Source organism: Paenibacillus sp. IHBB 3054 (genome assembly GCF_051594305.1).
Taxonomy (GTDB): Bacteria; Bacillota; Bacilli; order Paenibacillales; family Paenibacillaceae; genus Paenibacillus_AQ.
The window spans coordinates 1-20,546 of record NZ_JBOFBG010000053.1; the positions used below are offsets into that span (position 1 = coordinate 1).

22 protein-coding genes are annotated in these 20,546 nt (G+C 46.9%); 7 read left to right on the forward strand and 15 right to left on the reverse strand.

Going from position 1 to position 20,546, the window contains the following annotated elements; all coding sequences use genetic code 11:
* From ACQ76X_RS32725 to ACQ76X_RS32740, 4 genes are all read right to left on the reverse strand, one after another.
* A partial coding sequence (locus ACQ76X_RS32725; RefSeq protein ID WP_438497948.1) for an HD domain-containing protein occupies window positions 1-1,020 on the reverse strand: 1,020 nt, incomplete at its 3' end.
* Window positions 969-1,277, reverse strand: a complete 309-nt coding sequence (locus ACQ76X_RS32730) for a hypothetical protein (protein WP_438497949.1) — start codon at window positions 1,275-1,277, stop codon at window positions 969-971. The genes ACQ76X_RS32730 and ACQ76X_RS32725, both read right to left, overlap by 52 nt.
* Window positions 1,278-1,664: 387 nt before the next feature.
* Window positions 1,665-1,967: a hypothetical protein gene (locus ACQ76X_RS32735; protein ID WP_438497950.1), complete on the reverse strand. Its 303-nt coding sequence runs from the start codon at window positions 1,965-1,967 to the stop codon at window positions 1,665-1,667.
* 446 nt (window positions 1,968-2,413) lie between these two features.
* Complete coding sequence (locus ACQ76X_RS32740) at window positions 2,414-2,773, reverse strand: MerR family transcriptional regulator (protein WP_341097820.1); 360 nt, start codon at window positions 2,771-2,773, stop codon at window positions 2,414-2,416.
* A gap of 100 nt (window positions 2,774-2,873) precedes the next feature.
* Between ACQ76X_RS32740 and ACQ76X_RS32745 the strand changes: the two genes are divergently transcribed.
* Window positions 2,874-3,584, forward strand: coding sequence for an SDR family NAD(P)-dependent oxidoreductase (locus ACQ76X_RS32745; protein WP_438497951.1), 711 nt, complete (start codon window positions 2,874-2,876; stop codon window positions 3,582-3,584).
* A gap of 91 nt (window positions 3,585-3,675) precedes the next feature.
* Here the strand turns inward: ACQ76X_RS32745 and ACQ76X_RS32750 are convergent, their stop codons facing one another.
* The 3 genes from ACQ76X_RS32750 to ACQ76X_RS32760 form a co-directional block, all read right to left on the reverse strand.
* The gene (locus ACQ76X_RS32750; RefSeq protein WP_438497952.1) at window positions 3,676-5,085 is read right to left on the reverse strand and encodes an alanine/glycine:cation symporter family protein; all 1,410 of its coding nucleotides are present in this window, start codon (window positions 5,083-5,085) and stop codon (window positions 3,676-3,678) included.
* A gap of 174 nt (window positions 5,086-5,259) precedes the next feature.
* The gene (locus ACQ76X_RS32755) at window positions 5,260-5,970 is read right to left on the reverse strand and encodes a DUF421 domain-containing protein (protein WP_438497953.1); all 711 of its coding nucleotides are present in this window, start codon (window positions 5,968-5,970) and stop codon (window positions 5,260-5,262) included.
* An 83-nt stretch (window positions 5,971-6,053) separates the two neighbouring features.
* Window positions 6,054-6,635, reverse strand: coding sequence for a TetR/AcrR family transcriptional regulator (locus ACQ76X_RS32760; protein ID WP_438497954.1), 582 nt, complete (start codon window positions 6,633-6,635; stop codon window positions 6,054-6,056).
* 275 nt (window positions 6,636-6,910) lie between these two features.
* Between ACQ76X_RS32760 and ACQ76X_RS32765 the strand changes: the two genes are divergently transcribed.
* The gene (locus ACQ76X_RS32765; protein WP_438497990.1) at window positions 6,911-8,101 is read left to right on the forward strand and encodes an MFS transporter; all 1,191 of its coding nucleotides are present in this window, start codon (window positions 6,911-6,913) and stop codon (window positions 8,099-8,101) included.
* Window positions 8,102-8,163: 62 nt separating this feature from the next.
* Here the strand turns inward: ACQ76X_RS32765 and ACQ76X_RS32770 are convergent, their stop codons facing one another.
* Both ACQ76X_RS32770 and ACQ76X_RS32775 read right to left on the reverse strand, forming a co-directional pair.
* A complete protein-coding gene (locus ACQ76X_RS32770) occupies window positions 8,164-9,291 on the reverse strand; it encodes a nucleotidyltransferase domain-containing protein (protein WP_438497955.1) in 1,128 nt (375 codons plus the stop codon).
* A gap of 221 nt (window positions 9,292-9,512) precedes the next feature.
* Window positions 9,513-10,382, reverse strand: a complete 870-nt coding sequence (locus ACQ76X_RS32775) for an SMI1/KNR4 family protein (protein WP_438497956.1) — start codon at window positions 10,380-10,382, stop codon at window positions 9,513-9,515.
* A gap of 189 nt (window positions 10,383-10,571) precedes the next feature.
* On the opposite strand from ACQ76X_RS32775, the gene ACQ76X_RS32780 reads away from it, so the two are divergent.
* Both ACQ76X_RS32780 and ACQ76X_RS32785 read left to right on the forward strand, forming a co-directional pair.
* On the forward strand, window positions 10,572-11,459 hold the full coding sequence (locus ACQ76X_RS32780) for a helix-turn-helix transcriptional regulator (RefSeq protein WP_438497957.1): 888 nt from the start codon (window positions 10,572-10,574) through the stop codon (window positions 11,457-11,459).
* 35 nt (window positions 11,460-11,494) lie between these two features.
* On the forward strand, window positions 11,495-12,052 hold the full coding sequence (locus tag ACQ76X_RS32785) for a DUF5823 family protein (protein WP_438497958.1): 558 nt from the start codon (window positions 11,495-11,497) through the stop codon (window positions 12,050-12,052).
* A gap of 94 nt (window positions 12,053-12,146) precedes the next feature.
* On the opposite strand, the gene ACQ76X_RS32790 is transcribed toward ACQ76X_RS32785, so the two are convergent.
* Window positions 12,147-13,853, reverse strand: coding sequence for an ABC transporter ATP-binding protein (locus ACQ76X_RS32790; protein ID WP_438497959.1), 1,707 nt, complete (start codon window positions 13,851-13,853; stop codon window positions 12,147-12,149).
* 419 nt (window positions 13,854-14,272) lie between these two features.
* Between ACQ76X_RS32790 and ACQ76X_RS32795 the strand changes: the two genes are divergently transcribed.
* On the forward strand, window positions 14,273-15,070 hold the full coding sequence (locus ACQ76X_RS32795; protein WP_038597999.1) for an AIM24 family protein: 798 nt from the start codon (window positions 14,273-14,275) through the stop codon (window positions 15,068-15,070).
* A gap of 96 nt (window positions 15,071-15,166) precedes the next feature.
* Here the strand turns inward: ACQ76X_RS32795 and ACQ76X_RS32800 are convergent, their stop codons facing one another.
* From ACQ76X_RS32800 to ACQ76X_RS32810, 3 genes are all read right to left on the reverse strand, one after another.
* Window positions 15,167-15,973, reverse strand: a complete 807-nt coding sequence (locus ACQ76X_RS32800; RefSeq protein WP_438497960.1) for an anti-sigma factor — start codon at window positions 15,971-15,973, stop codon at window positions 15,167-15,169.
* A complete protein-coding gene (locus tag ACQ76X_RS32805) occupies window positions 15,966-16,544 on the reverse strand; it encodes an RNA polymerase sigma factor (protein WP_438497962.1) in 579 nt (192 codons plus the stop codon). The genes ACQ76X_RS32800 and ACQ76X_RS32805 overlap by 8 nt, the downstream gene beginning before the upstream one ends.
* A 207-nt stretch (window positions 16,545-16,751) precedes the next feature.
* Complete coding sequence (locus ACQ76X_RS32810) at window positions 16,752-17,582, reverse strand: sugar phosphate isomerase/epimerase family protein (RefSeq protein ID WP_438497963.1); 831 nt, start codon at window positions 17,580-17,582, stop codon at window positions 16,752-16,754.
* 193 nt (window positions 17,583-17,775) lie between these two features.
* On the opposite strand from ACQ76X_RS32810, the gene ACQ76X_RS32815 reads away from it, so the two are divergent.
* A complete protein-coding gene (locus tag ACQ76X_RS32815) occupies window positions 17,776-17,991 on the forward strand; it encodes a hypothetical protein (protein WP_341380185.1) in 216 nt (71 codons plus the stop codon).
* Between the two features lie 52 nt (window positions 17,992-18,043).
* Window positions 18,044-18,712, forward strand: coding sequence for an HAD family hydrolase (locus ACQ76X_RS32820; RefSeq protein WP_438497965.1), 669 nt, complete (start codon window positions 18,044-18,046; stop codon window positions 18,710-18,712).
* Between the two features lie 60 nt (window positions 18,713-18,772).
* Here the strand turns inward: ACQ76X_RS32820 and ACQ76X_RS32825 are convergent, their stop codons facing one another.
* Window positions 18,773-19,114 (reverse strand): zinc ribbon domain-containing protein YjdM, encoded by a 342-nt coding sequence (locus tag ACQ76X_RS32825; protein WP_438497991.1) that lies wholly within the window; start codon window positions 19,112-19,114, stop codon window positions 18,773-18,775.
* Between the two features lie 138 nt (window positions 19,115-19,252).
* Entirely contained in the window at window positions 19,253-20,491 is a 1,239-nt protein-coding gene (locus ACQ76X_RS32830) for a glycosyltransferase family 8 protein (protein WP_438497966.1), read from the reverse strand.
* Window positions 20,492-20,546 lie beyond the last annotated feature (55 nt).

Genomic DNA, 20,546 nt, shown 5'->3' on the forward strand with positions numbered 1-20,546 from the left:
CAATTTACATGCATCAACTGCATTTTGAACAAGTTCTCTAATCGAATGGATTGGTTCATTATAAATTGACTTACCCATAAATAGTTGATACACCTTATCCATATCTGCCTCAAACGTATACGGAGTGTACTTGTAGCCGTGCTCAATAATGTTACAATTAACAGTCAGTGGAAGACAGAAGGGCCATTCTTCTTTGACTTCTGTAAATGTTCGTTTAGTAGATTTAATTTCATTTTGGATGTCTTCGCAAAATTGACTTAACGTATGATGTATAACATGATCGTAACAGTGCCCGTTATAATTTATTGCTTCTTCATTAATGGACCAATTGGAGATTGATAAATGTTTTCCCCACTCCAAATATGATCTATTTAGATAACTCAACGATGATTGAGGGAGCAAATAGTGAAATAAGACATTTGGTGTTCTCTCTCTATCAAAATCTAAAATGTCTGACAAACGAAGTGCCGCCGCCACTAATTGTAAATTCACTTTGCAGCCACCAATTGGATAGTCAATAGGAAACCTAAGTCTTCCAGGATTCAGCATACTGAACTGTGCTAATACTTCAGCGGGCTCATTGTGACTAACACATATTTCCACTAATATATCCAAGAAAGAATCACCTTGATAATTTAGTGCACTATAGATATTAATAATAGAACTCGGATTTTTTTGGTGAAAATTATGAAGCATACAAATAAGTTCATTGTACCTTTCTCTATTACCATGTCTCTCTCTAGTATCGAGGCATAACATTGCTTCTTGGGCCGAAGTAAGTCTCTGTAATGCTATAAATTGCTCGGAAGAGTCTTCACGAGTTATTTGTGTTTCGTTTATCATATGTTGATATTGATTTCTTTCGGTTATAGTCATGTTGTCCCATAAAGCCCTTAATCGAACCTCTCTCTCTTCCTTATTTAAGGCCATACCAAGGTCATGGAAAAATGAAGAGAATACAAGTAGCGCTATTTCAGGGGATTTATCAACTCTCTCTTCTCTAAACTCAAAATATTCCACATTAATTGAGCTACTTTCATACCATGGTTTTTATCATGCATTGTAAATAGCTCCAACTCTCTTGACGTTGCTCTATTAAGAATGGGCACAAAAACGTTGTTAATTAAATTTGTTAAATTATTATGTAATATCTCACAAGCTTCTTTCTCCTTTTTGCTCACCCCATCTTCTTTCCACGATCTATCTCCAGTGGAGTAATTCTTTAACAACTTCATTAGTTCCAAATCTTTAATTTCATCAGGTACGTTTATCGTCATATTACACCCTACCTTACATCTAGTTTTCTGACTAAATAATCTTTCGACACATTTACAATTTTACCCTTTACCCAGTGTATATAATTATTAATGTTATAGTTATTGGGCTAGATTATATCCAATAACCTCATAATTGAATCCAGTTCTAACATAAAGTATTTAACATTAATACTTATTTTTACATCACACAAGTAAAAAATTCAAAGTCCCTACTTCCTCACTCTGAAGTAATAGAAAGAAACCACCCCCAAATAATCTCCCGATTATCTGGGGGTAGCCCGCTTACTCTTTATTCACTCTTACATCCTATTATCTTCCTCAACCTCTCCTCTTTCACCCCCTCCCATTTATTTCCTTCCCCCGATACCTTAAAGCTAGCCGAAGTATTCAGGAACTTCTCGAAGGTGCGCCCGTCACCGTGTTGTTATTGAACACCGAGGTTCCGGTGGTGGAGCCTTGAATGTACACGTCGTAAGTCACCGAGATGTTCGCTGCCGGTTCCTCGATGAGGATGCCGGAGTAGGTCCTGTCTTGGATGGTGTTGCCGGATCGGTTACGGCCAGGTTCTGGGCTTTGCCAATTGTTGTTTAGCCAGTAGGCCCAGATGGCGCCGATCTGGTAGCCGTAGTCGCGGTGGGCGGAGCCTGTGCGCAGCAGTATGTTTTTCTGAATCGTCAGGGTATAGGTCATGGACGGCGGGTTGAAGTTCGTGCCGAGGGCAATTCCGGCGCCTGTCCGCTCGGTATCTGTAAGCAGGTTGCCGATGATTTTGTTGTCTTTGCCGCCATTAAAGGCGATGTTGTTCGCCAGGGTTGAAATCTGAACGATATTGTAGCTGAATGTATTGTTGGTATTCAGATACGTCGTCTCCGGTTTGCGGATGGAGTTGTTGGTGATAGTGAAATTGGCGGTGCCATAGTGGAGGGTGATTCCTTCTGCCCAGGCATTTCTGACTCTGGAGTTCGAGATAGTGAGCCGCTGTCCAGATAGAGTCTTGTTCCCGTGCTGTTATCCCCCACGCCCCAGATTCCTGTGTTCAAGTTGAATCTGCCTAATGGAATCCACGCGCCTGCGTGAGTGCCGCCGGAGTTCTTGACCGCGCTAGACCGCACTCGATCCCCACCTCTGCCCTCTTCCTAATAATTCTCCCCGCGATAATAGCGCTCCAGCTTATGCTCCAAGTGAATGAGTTGAGCTTTTTTCTTTTCAATATCGTCCAAAAGGGCTTGCTTCTGGTCCTGGATGAGTTTGGTTCTCTCCGGCAAGGTAGATGTTCCGGCTTTGACCATATCGTAGTACTTTTTGATCTCCTCGACACTCATTCCCGTTTCCCGCAGACATTTCAGAAATAGCAGCCAATCAATCTCGTTGTCGGTATACAGGCGGTTGTTTTGCTCATTGCGGACTACGGGCTCCAGAAGACCTTTTCGTTCATAAAAGCGAATCGCTCCAATATTTATCCCTACTTTTTTGGCAACCTGTCCAATGGTGAAAATTTTTGCTCACATCCTGACTTTTAGTGTTGACCTACACTTAGTGTAGCATAGTAAGCTACAAATTGTTGATAGATCATATCTTGCAGAAAGAAGGATGAAGATGACAAAAACCGCTTTTGTAACAGGTGCCAATAAAGGGATCGGCTTTGAAATCGCAAGACAGCTTGGTGAAGCCGGATGGAGGGTATTGCTTGGCGCACGCAGCATCGAACGGGGGAAGGCCGCAGCTTCTGAATTAACTAGCCAAGGGCTGGATGTGGAGTTCTTACCCATTGACATGACGAATCTGGAAAGTATTGAGCAGGCAGCCGATACGATTCGCAGCGATTATTCTGATCTGACGCTTATCATTAACAATGCCGGCATGCCGGGGGCGTTCTCCGGTTCATTCAGCGATACCCGGGAGGAGCATTTGCGGAGCGCTTTTGAGGTGAATTTCTTCGGCACCTTTCGCTTGAACCAATGGCTTTTTCCCATAATTAAAGAGAATGAAGGAACGATTGTGAATGTCTCCACCGATATGGCGTCACTGTACTTCATGCAGAATTCGGAGTATGCGCTGAATGCGTTTGACTACAATTCCTCCAAAACCGCAAACAATGCGATGACTGTAGCCATGGCCATAGAACTCAAACACAGCAAAGCTCAGGTATTCGCAGTAACCCCCGGCTTCACGAAGACGGATCTGAATGGTAATGCGGAAGGCGGGAAATCCAAAGAAGCTGGGGCGTCCATTATTGTGGGCTATGCCACGGATGGCAAACGCCATAACGGAGAGTTTTTGGATGTGAACGGGGTTTACGCGTGGTAATGCTGGTAATGAACGTGCTGTAACCTGCTCGGCTATTAATGCCCAACAACACAAAGGCTCCGTTACCGGAGCCCTGGGGTTTAACCATCTATTATCCTTCCATACCTGAAGCGTTCTCCCAACATTCAATGTGATCCAGACCTTTAATACTGTCTTTAACAAAGACCGGGTTTTTCCCAGCCTGTTTCTGCCGCTTGTAATCACGAAGGGCAGCAAAGGCTACTTTGGATAGGAGAAGGATGGCAATCAAATTAACTACCACCATGAGCCCCATAAATAAGTCAGCCAAATCCCATACCAGTTGAACCTTGGCAACCGAACCGAATATAATCATGGCCAAAACACTGTATCTGTAGAATATGACTACTGATTTCTTTGAGTTTAAGAACTCTATATTCGTTTCTCCGTAATAATAATTTCCAATTAACGTGCTGAACGCAAATAAGAACACCATGATAGCCAGAGAACCAGATGCCCAAGAACCGATATGCTCGCTTAGTGCAGCTTGCGTAAGCTTGATGCCATCCAGCCCAGGCTGCTTATACGCATCGGATAGCAAAATAATGAAGGCGGTGCTCGAACAAATAAGCAACGTATCTGTAAGCACACCGAATGCTTGCATAAGTCCTTGTTTTACGGGATGACTTGTCGTTGCCGTTGCTGCAGCATTCGGCGCACTTCCCATTCCCGCTTCGTTCGAGAACAAACCACGCTTCACCCCTTGCAGAATCACCGCCCCAAGAGACCCTCCTATGACTTGCTCAAATCCGAATGCACCCTTCACAATAAGCGCCAGAACCTCCGGCATTTTGGTAATGTTAATCAGCACAATGCATAAGGCAACAGCGATGTAAATCACGGCCATAAAGACTACAATATACTCGGACAATTTGGCAATACGTTTGATGCCGCCAAAGATAATACTTGCAAACGCAACAGCCATTAGAAGCCCAACAATAAAACGATTGGTGCCGAATGAATTTTCAAAAGCAACGGTAATCGTGTTGGACTGGACCGCGTTAAAGACGAGGCCGAAAGACAACGTGATCAGCACGGCAAATAAAGATCCCATCCAACGTTTCTTCAAGCCTTGCTCCATATAATAAGCAGGACCCCCACGAAATCCCGTCTTATCTCTAACTTTATACACCTGTGCTAAAGTACTCTCAATAAAGCTGGATGCTGAACCAATAATCGCAATAACCCACATCCAGAAGACAGCGCCCGGCCCACCTAAGGCAATTGCAATTGCAATTCCTGTTATATTGCCTGTCCCCACCCTGGCTGCCATGCTGATACAGAATGCCTGGAACGATGAGATGCTGTCTTTAGATTTAACATTAGACTCTTTTAGAACAACAAACATTTCCTTGAACATGCCCAATTGTACAAATCTCGATCGAATGGTGAAATAAAAACCACAACCAATAAGAAGAACAATCAGAAGCTTAGACCATAAAAAATCGTTAGTTAGACTGATACCCTCTAATACTTGTTGCATGTAATTCCGCCTCTCATCCTTTTATGCCGACACCTCAGCTGCTTACCCTCTCTAACATAGTATTTTCAAATATAGCAGTCATAATTTCAAAAGCCAATAAAAAAGTTATGCAAAATACTTCCATATGAGCACGCTCTGATGAATGGAACAAGCTGATGGCTTTTCTGAAGGAGATTATTCCTGATCCAACGGCTGCTGTATCCCGTCCTCATAGAAATCGAACACCACCTGCTGCCGCGTGCCTCTTACCGCATAGAATACATCGGCCAGCGACTTCCCTTTCTGCTTCTGCCTCAGCTCATTCTCCAGCCACTCCCGGGTCAGCCCATTCCGCTTCAGATTGTCCTCCACCACCACGCCATCCATAATCAGCTCCACGGGAAAAACCTGCGATTGCAGCTGCAGCCCCAGATCCTGCTTCGTGACGAACTGATACGCTTCCTTCTTCAGAACAGAGACCTGTCCGTTATCCTCAAGCACCGCATATTCGACCTCTTCGATATTAAATATATCCTTCTCTCTCAGCGCCTGGTCCAGCGAATCCAGCGTATAGTGGATCTTACGCATGTTGGCTTCCATGATTTTGCCGTCCTCGATCAGCACGGTGGGGGAGCCGGAGATCCAGCTGCGCAGGCTGCGGCTTTTGAGCGCAATGAAGGAGAGCAGGAACGAGATGGCTGTAATCACAACCAGAGACAGGACAAGATATGAGGATTTCAGGCTAATATTGAAGGCCAGGTTGGCCGCCAGGGAGCCCAGCGTAATGCTGGTCACGAAATCGTTCGACGTCATGCTCGAAAGGGTCTGCTTGCCTAAGATTCGGGGAATGAGCAGCAGCAGTCCCACTGCGAGAATGGTCCGCATTAGAATTTCTACATAGTTCATCTTCAAGCCTCCTCCCCCCATTATTTCCAAAAGGGTTCAAATGAAACAGCAGGGCTTGAGAATGCGCAGCGGGACCTGGTTGATTATTTAAGCAATGTAAGGATCTCCTTCACAAAATTATCGACGAATGACCGTTCAGGACGGGATTTCAGGATTACCGTGAGTCCTATCAGCGACACGACCAGTGTCTGTGCCAAACTTTTGGCGTTAATAGAGGTATCCAGCTCGCCTGAACGCAACCCCCGTTCAATCGTTTCCTGAAATATTACCGAAAGATACATCTGGTGCTCCCTCGTCAGGATTTCAAACTTCTCATCATGAGGTGCAAGCTCCACCATTGAATTGATGCAGAAACATCCCCAATTCGCGCCGTTTCCATATTCTTTTGCCACCAGAGCATCAAAAAAATCACGGAATGCCTCTCTAACCGTTACATTCTTTTGAAGGCTGGCACGAACATCAGAAGCGTGGGCACTTGTGTATTTCCGCAAAGCTGCCTCAAATAGTCCTTTTTTATCTCCAAAGGCCGAATAGATGCTTGGCCGCTGAATGCCCATAGCAGATGTTAAATCGCTTAATGAGGTCGCTTCGAACCCCTTTTCCCAAAATAGCTGCATAGCTGCATCCAGTGCCTTTTCCTCATTAAATTCGCGAAGCCTAGCCATAGTACACCCCTTTACGTATCGAACGGTATGTTATTTATATATAATACCATAGATCACTTATCAAAAATCCACATTTTTTAGCTCAATCCCCCGCATAATTTTGGTTTAACTCCTTGACAACCAGCATTTTATAGCAGTATATTTTCTAAGACTAATTATGTACCGATCAGTATGTTATTGTAAAATTTCTCAATATTAAATTCATGGAGGTATTAACTTTGAAGAAGCTTGATGCAGAAACGAAGTTCATTGCAGTAGAGGATACAGGCACCGGATTGGAGCCAGCTCAAGCAGAAGCACCCCGCTCTGCAATCCCCCGTTATGTGCCGCTCTTGTTTGCCATCGCCTGCGGGCTTGCTGTCGCCAATATTTATTACGCACAGCCTTTGCTTGACGCTATTGCGGATGAGTTCCGCATCCCCCATTCATCCGCCGGAATCGTTATTACAATCACACAAGCATGTTACGCCCTGGGACTGCTGCTGCTGGTGCCGCTCGGTGATCTTCTGAACCGGCGCTCACTAATCGCCGGACAGATGCTTTTATCCGTCCTGGCTTTAATTGTGGTGGGAACTGCCTCTTCCAGCATCGTATTGTTCATAGGAATGGCCACGGTTGGCCTGCTCGCCGTAGTGACGCAGACGCTCGTTGCGTTCGCGGCAACCCTTGCGGCGCCAGCCGAACGCGGGCGTGTCGTCGGTCTCGTAACCAGTGGAATCGTCATCGGCATTCTGCTTGCACGGACGTTTGCCGGCCTATTGACGGATTTAGCCGGCTGGCGCTCTGTTTACATAGTCTCTGCTGGATTATCGCTGCTTATGGCTGGCGTATTGTTCCGGGTACTGCCTCATGATGAGCATGAAAGAGAGTCATTATCCTATTTGCAACTGCTGCGCTCTACACTCACCTTGTTCTTGCAGGAACGAGTCCTGCGCATTCGTGCTGCCCTCGCCCTGATGATTTTCACTGCTTTCAGTATCCTATGGACTTCGCTTGTGCTGCCGCTTAGTGCTCCGCCGCTTTCTCTTTCACACACTGCAATTGGAGCGTTTGGCCTAGCTGGAGCCGCCGGGGCGTTAGCGGCAGCGCGGGCAGGGCGGCTTGCCGATCTGGGGTTAGGACAGCGGACCACTGGCGCGGCACTGATTCTGCTGCTTGTGTCATGGCTGCCTATCAGTTATACCGAACATTCACTTTGGGCCTTAATCGCTGGTATCCTCCTGCTTGATCTGGCAGTGCAAGCGGTACATGTCACCAACCAGAGCATGATTCTCTCTGTGCGGCCTGAAGCGCGAAGCCGGCTTACCGCCGGTTACATGATTTTTTATTCTATTGGCAGCGCCACCGGGTCCATTGCGTCGACTACGATCTATGAACACATGGGCTGGAATGGAGTATGCTTGCTGGGCGCAGTTGTCAGTGCATTGGCCCTGCTCTTCTGGGCATTGACCCGCCGATTGTACTGATTCCAACATCACAAAAAGCACTCATCCCTTTAAAGATGAGTGCTTTGCTCCAGCAGAATAAATTATGCTGTTGCGTATTTTTCCTTTAGAAATGCTTCAAATTCTTCAATATCCGCGAAGCGGTTGATCTCCACTCCCTTGGAGCGGAAAAGCCCTTCCAAATCAGCGTTTAACCGTTCCACAGCGGTTTGTAACGGTGATAGGTCATCCGGGTTCAGCAATCCAGCCAGCTCCGGGAATCCCAACCGCCGGTATACGTTCTTATAAGCCGAATGAAGCATCAAATCGCTAGGCCAGATTCCCGTCTCTGCAAGAAATAAAAAGCTGGCGATCTCCTCCTGTGCCTGTATGGCGGAAAAGAATGCCGTATCATAATCATTCCTTTCGCAAGCGGTAATGATTTTGTCCAGAACGCCCTTCACCTCTTCATAACAACCCTTCATGCGATCGGGGTAAGAAGGTGCGTCATAACCCATTTCCTGCTCCGCCGAGAGGATAGCAAATATACCAGTTACCAGTTCCTCACAAGCTTCTACAATCTCGCTTGTTACGCTGCTGCGCATAATGGTTTCCATCAGCGGCTCCAGGCGGGGCGGTTGTAACGGAAGGCTGAGAACTTGCCCCCGATTCTTACCGAAGCCGCTTTTATAGTATGTTCCATTCAGCAACGCCAGGCTTTGCAGCCCCCTCGTTAATAAGCCGTACGCTTCTGTTCTATAATACGCTATATTCTCGGATGCACCGGCGCGGCAAAGGTTATACAAATGTGTGTATACATTGCAGAACTCGGCTTCTGCTTTTCCGACCCTGTTGCTTCTGTTTTCGGGGGATTGCATGCTGGAAATAGGTTCACGCAGCTTCATGAATCTTTCCCGGTCTTCCTCTGAGCGTACATACAGCAGCTTGCAGTCAGCGATAATCGAAGTTTTGAATTCCTCGAATGAGGCCATGCTTGCCGCACGTTCCCAACTGATTGGCCAAAAGTCGAAACTGATTTCATCAATAATAAACTGAATGCTTGCCCCGTAACCTTTAGGCGTAGCCGGAATGAAAAAGAAGTCCAGGTCCGAGCGTTTAGTAGCCGTCCCTTGAGCATATGACCCGTAATAAGCAACCAGCGCGATATCTTCGGAATAAACTTTTTCAATTTGATTTACAAGCGTCTTGGCAACATCAAACACATTCAACATTTTATTTCCTCCCGTTGTGTAAGCCTTGCCCCGTCATCATATCAAAGTTTAATCCACCCGTTTAGGCAGAGTTCAGCTATAATTTTTGTCTACTGTCCAGAAGAACCGGCTATGTCCCTTCTTATCAAATGCAAAAAGGCCCTCCTTATAGAGAGCCTCTGCATTACAACTATTCAGCATGACGTCATTACACTGAACTACACAATTCTATCCGCGGCAACTCAGTTCTCCGCACTCACCAGTCCGCGAATAAAGGCCTCAAAATTATTGGCCAGCTTCGTGATCTTGTAGTTATTGTCCTTGTCCACATGAACAACCTCCGGTTCGCCGTCATTGCCGGATGAGCGGTAATCCAGCATTACTACTTCATGTTCTGCGGCAGGGGTGTCGCAAATAACTACACCAATCTCAGGGTAGCCGCCCTCTTCAATCCTAACCCGGCTGCCCGCAGCGCCGCACAGCGATTGACTCTTATCCCGTCCAATGCCCAGAAAACCGGAAATTTCGAGAGACTCCTGTCCCAAAGGAATACGCGTGTTGTGTGGAATCCCCCCGTTATGTAATTTCATCATGGAAGTATAGAACGCCGGCAGTTTGAAGACCAGTTCTTCCTCCACGGAAGCAATCAGCTCATCCGAAGGCAGCTCTGATACGTAGGTATCGAGCGCATACTCACTGTCATCCCAAAAGTTGGAGAAATCGAATTTTTGTACAGGCTTCTTGACAGTGGACTTCTTCTTAGCGGCTTTACGGCGGCTGAGTGCCAGAAACTCCAGGGTATCTTCATCTTCAGGGTCCAGCTTGTCAGCGATTTCAAACTCTCTGATGGCTTCATCATATTGCTTCAGATAGTAATGGCAGAAGCCTACGCGGAAATGCCACAGCGGATCCTCTTCACCCTCTTCGGCGATTTCCTCAAAAAGCTCCAGTGCCTCTTCATAACGTCCGAGATTATTCAGCGCTCTGCCCAAGTGGCTATTCAGCACATAATCCCGTTCCTCCGGATCAATCTCCTCAATCGCATCAACGATCTCCTGAATCTCATCTTCTTCATGCCACAATTCCAGTTGTTCCAACAGATTTTCACTCATTATTTATGCCTCCCAGTTCGATAACTACTACCTATAGGAATTATACCATTTCCAGCCTGATTCCAGCCAACCAAGGACGAAGTGGACTTTATGCTGCACCGGAAGACGCACAAGATGATGTTTAAATCATAGCAAGATTTATCAAAATCGGTTCAGATGTATGTTATATAGTATTACTTGTCAGAAGGGGTGAACACACTGTACTACCATTTGATCCATACGAGCATTGAATATATTGAACAGCATCTAGAAGAGGAGCTCAGCCTGGAACGGATTGCACAAGAAGCGGGGTTCTCCAAGTATCACTTCCACCGGATTTTTCGTAAATATGTCGGCAAAAGTGTGTATGAGCATATCCGCACCCGCAGGCTAAGCTGTGCGGCAAATCTCCTGCTTTATTCGGAGGAGCGTATTCTTGACATCGCACTGCAATATGGATTTGAGAGCCAGGAAGCCTTTACCAGAGCTTTCAAGGAAATCTATGCTTTACCGCCTGCCCAATACAGAGCGCAGATGAAACTGCTGATTCAGGAAAGAGAGGTCTACACAATGTCCGAAATTAAAGGCTGGAAAGTTACCGGAACGACTCCGGAGAAGTATAAGGTGACGCTGGATACCCGAATCCGCTATAAGACCACCCCCTCTGTCTGTCTGCAGTCTACGGCCGGAGAAACATTTGAGTTCAATGATTTCGGTACGGTGATGCAGCAATTCCAAGCCCAGCCGTATACGGGAAAGCGGATGCGGTTTTCCGGCTTTGTCAGTACGGAGAATGTCACCGACTGGTGCGGTTTATGGATGCGGATTGATGATAAGCTGCAGAACCTGTTAGCCTTCGACAACATGCAGCACAGAAGCATTCGGGGGACCACGGAATGGAACCATTACGCTTGTGTGCTGGATGTACCTGCCGAAGCCGTATGTATTAATATCGGAATCCTGTTGACAGGCCCCGGGAAGGTATGGCTGGGAGATTGTGAATTTGAAGAAGTGGGCAAGGATATCCCGGTAACGGATGGCCTGGTGGATGCAGAAGTCTTTCCGCCGGAACCGCAAAATCTGAAATTTGACCAATAGTTTCTTATACCGCATAGGTTTGGGGAGGCTGTAATTTGTTTTCATTCATCGGAGAAGTATTAAAGACAGGCATTAAATTTCTGACGGAGCTGCTTTCAGGGGAATTACCCGGATATTTCTATACATGCTGCATCGGAATTGCCCTGTATATCCTCATCTATTCCTATTGGGAGAAACGGTCGCAGTTCACTGCAAGAAGCTATTTGAAAAATATTCTTATAGAAACAGCTTCCCATCTGATCGCCTGGATCGCGGCCATGCTTATCGCAAAGTTTTTTGCAGGTATTATCGACCAAGGGGTTGCTCCGATGGAGGACCGCACCTACTATACGGCCGGTATGCTTATGCTGATTACGTATGATCTGTCCGTAGTTTTGTCACTGATTACCCAGAAATTGAACATGAAAAGAGATGCCGGGGAAATAAGCTCCTTTGTCTTCGGTCTGGGTTTGGCTTATGCCACCTTCCTGTTGGCCGGGAAGTATTGGTTTGCGGAATTGACGATGTCACAGCCCTATCTAATCACCCTATCCATTATCACTGCCATTTTTGCTGCACTGTTCAAGATCTCGCAAAGGGAAGAGTTCGGTTAGATACCCGGCAGCATCATGCTGGCGGAAGAATCAGTGTTATTAGAGAGAAACGGCTACTGTTCTAATAAGAACGGTAGCCGTTTCTTCGATCCTTTTACTCCACAATTCCCCTGCCATTATTCAACAAGGCCCTGAAGGGAGCGCAATGTTCCATTAAGGACTCGAAATCCCCTTCGCCCGCAAGACAGCCGTTCTCCATCACAAGAATCTTGTCGACCTCTTTAATAAAATTCAGCCTATGGGCTATAATGATCACCGTTTTGTGCTGAAATTCGCGGAAGACCGTTTCCATGATGCTTTTCTCCGTAATATTATCGAGGGCTGATACCGGTTCATCCAGAATGACAATATTTCTCTTCTGCAAAATAGCCCGGGCAAAGGCCAAACGCTGTCTTTCGCCTCCCGATAATTTGAGGCCTTTCTCCCCTACCAGGGTATCCAGCTGGTCCGGCAGCTGCAGCACCTTCTCCTTCAAATGAACCTTGTCCAGAACAGCATACAGCTCTTCATCCGGAAGGCTCTGCTCGAACACCATATTCCCCCGGATCGAATCGTCAAAAATCGGACTGTCCTGGGAGAGATAGGAGATATGTTCGTAATAGCTGTTCAGACAAATCTGATCCAACTCCATGCCGTCGAGCAGAAGCTGGCCTCCGCTCTTTTTCAACAGTCCGGCCATTAATTTGATGATCGTCGATTTCCCGCTTCCGCTCAGTCCCACCAGAGCAACCGATGTTCCGGGCGCAATCGAAAAGGATAATTGCCGCAGAACCGGAACCTCTCCATATCCAAAAGACACATCTCTAAATTCAAAAGCACCCCGCAGCTCCGTAACTGCTGTTCCGGCCTCCAGATTCCGGTCCTCCGGCGCATTGATGAACTGCTCAAACCGCTGGTAGGTTACCTTATTCAGCCGATAATTCACGAACAGCACATTGAAAATGGCAATCGGCGTATAAATTTTATCAATAAACATAAACAATGCGACCATCACCCCAAGGGAGGCCTGACCTGATACCACGTTTCTCACCCCGTAGATCAGCACAATCACTTTGATAACGGTAATAAACAGTTCGAAGATTGCAAAAAAGGACTCATGAATCATTTGCAGCTGAGCGCTTTTGTGAATGATATTTCTTGCGGTATCACTTATTTTACAGATCTCCTGCTCATACTTTCTGTTCGTCCGGAAGACGACCAGCTCCATAAATCCACGAATGGAATATCTGGACATCGCTTCTTGCTCTTGAAGTATGGTCGACTTGATCCGGTACAAAACTTTGAGCAATACGTTCGTGATCAGGAAGATCACAACATAGCCGGCAGCAATCACCAGCATGATCCGCATATCGTAGAAGCTGATGAAGATCAGGCTGAAGATGATCGTGGGCAGCAGCTCATGCAGGGTTTTGAGGAAAAAGGAGTAAATAATGCTGTTGCCGGCCGCTGCGCCGTTCTCAATCACTTTGATCATTTGGCCCGTACCCATCTCCTGATAGGCCAGATAATCGATTTTGGATATTTTGGACAGCGCCAGGATCTTCAATCGCTCCGTGATACTGTTCGACAGATGGGCGCTGGGATATTCATCCACATAGTTAAGGACGACCACCAGACCCAGCAGTACCCCATAGCTCACAATAAAACCCGATATTTCTCCTAAAGATGTTCCTTCCACAGCCCTATCCAGGATCTTCTGAAAGACCACAATCCCCAGACTGCTTAAGAATTGAATGGCAAAACCTAAACTGATATACAGCACAATCCACCCTTTCAGATGGACAAGACATTTTCTCAACATCACAGATATCCCCAATCTTTCAAATGAAGTATATAAAAAAGCCGGGACTTCCCTCGCCGTTCAACTCCAGAGAACCCCCACAATTCAAAAATGTGTGGCCCAAAGTTAAACCGCTTAGTGTCCCGGCTCCGTAAAATGACTGCCCGACACCATTCCGAATGCTAGTAATAGTCGATCAAAGAGACAGACTGCCCCCTTGATAGCTGGTACGCGTGTTACCCAGCCCGATTACTAGTTCCTCGGAACGATACGGAAAGACATCCATTCACCTCATTTGTCAGATTCTCCATATTATATATTTCGTATTGTTATTATTCAAGAGTGAAAAGCAAGGATACTGCCCTTTCTTGTCGAATACCTATGCCTTGAAGGCAACTGCGCATTGTCACAATATCTGCGAGGGTGGAGGAGTGTATATTATGGCTTACACGATTAATAATCTGAAAGATAACAGCAATGTGGTGATTAAGGAGCAGCTTGGCGGATTTACGGTCATCGAATATAAAGAGGATCTGAGCAGCACCACACTGCTGGAAGCCCAAAACAACTTCTTCATGAGCAAAAGCAATATGCGCAACAAGCAGCTTATGATTGAACTGAGCAACAGTGAGGTTATGCTGAGCGCAGGGGCGATGCAATATATGATTGGCAATATTGAAATGACCTCCGGGGTTAAGGGTGTTGGAGGGCTCATGAGAAACATCGTCTCCAGTGCGGTGACCGGCACCACGGCAATCAAACCGCTTTACAAAGGTACGGGAACGATTCTGCTGGAGACCACCTATAAATATTTGTGGCTGATTGATGTCGACAACGACCATATCGTCATTGACGATGGCATGTTCCTGGCTTGTGAGTCGACACTGGACGTTGCTGTCACTGCGCGTAAGAACGCATCCTCTGCCGTACTGGGAGGAGAAGGACTGTTTAATCTAAGCGCCAAAGGAAAAGGCATCCTGGCACTGGAAGCACCGATTCCTTCCGAAGAAGCCGTCGTCATCGAATTGCAGAATGATGTACTGAAGGTGGATGGAAACTTTGCGTTAATGTGGTCCAATTCCCTGGACTTCACCGTCGAGAAATCCGGCAAAACCCGGATGGGCTCTGCGGCCTCCGGCGAGGGACTGGTCAATGTATACCGGGGCACGGGTATGGTGTGGCTGGCACCGCTGATTCAGTACAAAAACAGTCTGTTCCAAGCGAATCCCACGTCTTGATCCGTAAACTAACTTATATTTTGAACAAGGGCCATCCGCTTGGATGGCCCTTTGTCTTCTTCGGTATCGAGGGATTTAATTCCTATTCCTGCCCTGTTACCCTTTTTTTATCGCTGCGGTAAGGACCATCTGCCCCCGTGGTGTTTCTCCACCGGCGTCTGGCTCAAGAGTGATCGCCACTGTATCGTATTCCTGCGGTTTGAATGAATAATAGAGCGCGCCACTCCCCTCACTAGATACAAAGGTTCCCGCATTCTGCGGGGCATCTCCCTTGATCAGCCATACCTGATACACTTCCGTTCCTGTCAGCTCGGGCAGATTCTCCGCTTGAATGACAAGATGGGTGCCGCTGCTGTCAACGAAAATCGTTGCCAAACCGCTGGCCACAATATCCTTGGCCGCCGGACTCAGCGCGACCGACTCATCAACCTTAAGCTCCTGTGCCGGCTTCGTGCCGCCGGCAAGCTGCTGCTGGAGCTGGTCCACATCCTGCCGCAGCTGTCCCGCATAGATCATCATAATCAGCACCGCTGCAGCAAGACCCAGGCTTACATACCGCCAGAACGGGATTTTTTTGGCGGGCGCTGCCGGGGGAACTGTCTTCACTTCGCGTTCTACAGGAAGTGCCTGGACCGGCTCCTCTTCTATTGAACGTTTGACCTGTGCCGGAGCATCCGCTACCAGTACCCGGGACATTATCCGTGCTTTCATTCCCGAGGGCGGCTGAACAGGCTCGGAGGCAAGAGGAAGCAGGTCCATCACGCCGCGATATTCCTTCACCCGCTTGCTACAATCTGTGCACTCCATTAAATGAGCTTCGAATTTCTGCATTTCATCTTCAGGCAAGGCTTCCAGAACATACAATTCAACCCGTTCACATCTATCGTTCGTCTCTTCAGTCATGAACATGCTCCCTCCTTCCCCAATGGCTCAATCGCTTCTGGAGCTGTTTCATCGCCAATCTTACCCTGCTCTTGACCGTGCCCAGCGGAATGGATGCAAGGTCTGCTGCCTCCTGCTGGGTTAAGCCCTGATAATAGATCATATCCAGAACCTGCTGCTGATCCCTGCTCAGCTCTCTCAACGCTGCCCTTACCTGCTCTCCAGCCATCAGCAGCTCGACCGTTTCCTCGGTCATCGTCGCCTGATCCTGGATCAGCTCCAGACTCTCTGATCCGGCTTGCTGCGGAACCCTTGTGCTCCGCTTGCGAAGATGGTCTATGGCAATATTGCGGGTCACCGTGAACATCCAGCTGGTGAGCTTCCCCTTGGCCGCATCAAAGTGCTCTGCATTCTTCCAAATACGCAGGAACAGCTCCTGCATCACTTCCTCAGCCGCCATCGAGTCCTTTACTATCCGGTAGGCAAAGCTATAGATCACCTGTTCATATCGGTCGTAAAGCCTATCGAGGGCATCCGGGTCTTTTTGCATTATGCGCTCAATCAATTGCCCATCGTCAGCTGTATCAAACAATCCCAGTCCTCCTTTTTCCCAGCGTTCCTCTACACTCATTCATTCAATTTTTCGCAAAAAGTTTTCTCACCCTGTGATCCAACTCTCACTATCCTGCGTTTCACTGAGTATAACCGCTTTTGTTAAGTGGCTCAACTTTGATTGAAGGAGTGAGAAAATGAAAAGATTACAAAGTAAAATGGCCATTCTTATGTTGTGTTTAAGTTTTTAGACCGGCTGCTTAGCCCAGCTGGAACGAAGCCACTCCGCCGATTGTTCCATGTAGCCCAAATGGTCCACTGCATCAAAATGCTCAATAGCCAGCGTATCATCGTAACCGCTTGCCTTCAGCCGGGTCAGAATCTCTTCAATCGGGATGAAGCCGTCCCCGGCGGGCGATGGGAACAGCCGGGCCCCACTCATGGCCAGCTTCGGCATGCCCCCATTCTGTTCATCCAGTGAGCGGTCTTTGCAGTGGACATGGACGATTCTGTGCTTAAGCTTCTCAAAGGCTTCCAGTTCATCCTCACCACGGTAAATGAAATTCCCTGTATCAAAAGTGATGTGCAGCTTGGGCACCTGCTCCAGGAACCAGAGCAGTTCATCCGAGCCGGAGAACGGCGCGCGAATGTCATCGAAGTCCTCCATCGTCACAAGAATGCGCTTACGTTCAGCATAATCGCAAATACTGTTCAAGGTCCCGGCCATCTTCTGCAGCGCCTTATTGCGCTCCTCGGCACTTGCTGATTCATCCACGAATCCGGGGATAATGAGCACTTTTCCCGCTCCCAAATATTCCGCCGTGTCGATAAATTCAAACCCCGGCTTGGCATCGGGGTCATTTCCAAAATCAAAAAAGCCGTACATCGACGCGACCGAAATACCCGCTTTTTCCAGCCGTTTCTTCATGACCTCCTTGCCGCAGCCTAAGGCCTCTTCCAGATCTAGCTCTACCGCACTGATGCCAAACTCATGTACTCTATTCAGTACTTCCTCCAATGTCAGCCCGGTTTGCTCGCCTGCCCTCACGATATGATTGTAAAACACAGATATGCGCACAAGAAATCTCCTTTCAGTGTCTTCAGCTGAAGCTGGCACCATTATATCACTTTAAATCACCCTAAATCACATGGGTCGAGGAACAGGATAAAGCGGTCCGCACTCCACCCAAAATATTGAATAATGATTTAAATTATGTTAATATGCGAACACAAGTTCCTATTCAATAGCTCAACTAGAGGGGAAATTCACTATGGAAAACAAAGATGATGCAGAAATGATCACAGACCGCCAGATCCTGGAATTAATGCAGGCTGTCAGGCAAAAGGACCCGGAAGCGATGCTGCAGCTTATTCAGCTCTATAAAGAAGATATAGTAAACATAAGCAAATTCATTCACATGCCCAAAGAAGATGCTGTTTCTGAAATCATCCTTGAATTTCTGGAGTATATCCAAAGGAGCGATTGATTCTGATATAATGTATTTTATTTCCTATACCAATTTATGGGGTGCTCTTTATATGTCAATTCAAGCCGTGTTATTTGATTTTGATGGGACGCTTGCCGATACTTTGCCGGTATCCTTCAGTGCCTTTAAAGCCGTGTTTAAGCAATACGATAATCGAGAGGTTACGAATGACGAACTGGTTGCCATGTTTGGCCCGACAGAGGAAGATATCATTGGCGGCAACTTCAAAGATAAAGCCTCCGTTCTGCAAGGTATTCAAGATTATTATTCGTTATATGAGAAGGGGCATTTTGAAGAAGATTTCCAGCCCGATCAGGGAATTATGGATCTGCTTCATTTATTGAAGGGACAAGGTGTGAAGCTTGCTGTAATCACGGGGAAAAGCAGACGCGCGTTTGAGATATCAACCGGGGCTTTGAACATGATGGACTTTTTTGATATCACGATTACAGGGGATGACGTGGATAGACCCAAGCCAGACCCCGAAGGTATACATAAAGCTTTGAACATACTGGGCCTTGATCCGGCAGATGCTGTATTCGTAGGTGACAGCAATGCAGACATCCTCGCAGGCAAGGCTGCCGGACTGCGCACTTACGGTGTCCGCTGGTTATCCACTTTCCAGAGCCTGGTCTACGATGTTTCGCCGGATGGCATTTTCAGCAATGTGGACGAATTCCGTGAACTTCTTGCTAAAGAGATCCGCATTCAAGATAATTAAGGGTTGGAAGATGCACAAAAGCGGCCAGCGAATGTTATCGCTGAAGCCGCTTTTGTCTTTTTATACCTTTTTCACAAACTCCGATTTTAATTTCATGGCCCCAAACCCGTCAATTTTGCAGTCAATATCATGATCTCCATCAATCAGACGAATATTTTTTACTTTTGTGCCTATTTTCACGACCAAAGACGTTCCTTTAACTTTCAGGTCTTTAATCACTGTTATCGTGTCACCATCGTTCAGGACATTTCCATTGGAGTCTTTAACAATCTTTTGAGCTTCGCTGTCCCCGGCTTCTGCTTCCAGACTCCATTCATGGGCACATTCCGGGCATACGAGCAAGCTGCCATCCTCATAAGTGTATTCCGAATTACATTTTGGACATTTTGGTAAATACGACATAGTATTGTTGTTCCCCATTTGCTGTTTTTCTATATAGTCCCATAATCCTTCCCTATTGGCAATCCTTAAAGAAACCACTCCTGAGCGGAGTGGTTTCTTTAGATACCGGATCACTGGACAGATCCTTGGCACAGGTCCTTATGAGGTACGCTTTAACGCACGTTTTCTTCTTACCACATGAATTCTCTTTTTTCTGGCCAAACGTTGCCTTCTCATTGCCAATTTGCGTGCTTTTCTCTTCTTTGCACGGTGTCCTTTAATCAGCCTTACCCGCTTGAGAGAGCGGAATTTGAGACGGATCAAACTTTTTCTTCTCAGTCTTAATTTTAACCGCAACACTCTACGGCGTTTCAGTCTGTGCCGCTTTACGGGAGGCTTCGCCGGAGCCGGTGGGGCCACCTCAGGGACTATGGGTGGCGGTGGTGGCGGTGGTGGCGGTGGTGGCGGTGGCGGCGGAAGCAGTATTTCTGCAGGCTGATGCACCTCTTCCACATGCTGTACCTCTTCTACATGATGGATTTCTTCTACATGATGGATTTCCTGGGCGGGTGGCTCAGGGGCGATGTAGACCGGCTCCGGTTCATAAACTGGCTCTGGTGTGAATTCTTTAGACCATGGAGTCATGGAAAGGAACCTATTGTACAGCGGTGATGCGGGAGACTCCGGCTCCCACCATTTGGTGTCTCCGGCGAAATGAACAATTTTATTATCTAAATCCAGCTCATCATTGGCGAACGTATTAAACCGCAGATCCATCTGCAAAAAGTTGGAGCTGTACACGGCATTCAGAACATCCTGATCAGGCATGGTCATCGTTGGATAATAGCGCAAGAAATGAAGCATTTCTCCATACCAGTTCGGATGCTTGCGGATATTGTCTAGCTGGAACAAAATGACTCCCGAGTTGAAATACACCTCCGCATTTAATCCAAGTGAAATAAAGTACTCCAGCATATTTTCGCCCTGATCCAGTACTGCGCCCAAATAGCGTTCTCCCAGATCGACGCTCCACAATTCGTTAATATCCATATTGACCAAAATGTCGCAGTCCAGATAAATAACCCTGTCAACCTGAAGAATTAGCGGAAACAACAAACGGTACATACTGGCTATCGTCCAATAGTCGATTTTTTGCACACCGGACGCAACCTCTTTCAAGTCATCAGGAACAGTAACATGATAAAAATAAATGTTGTGATAGAATGTTTCCACCAGCTGGGTAAGCTTCCACTTGTTTTCTTCGCTTAAGGTATCATCGTGCACAATGTGCACATTGATCGGTTGCTGGGTATTGGAAAAGATTGATGCAAGTACAACACCAGCATGTTCGGTATAGCTCCCATCTTTGTCATTGATCGTCAAAACCAGCTCAATCATTCTCAAGGATCACCTGCCCTTAAAAGTATACTTCTGCACATTTGTCTGATGCATT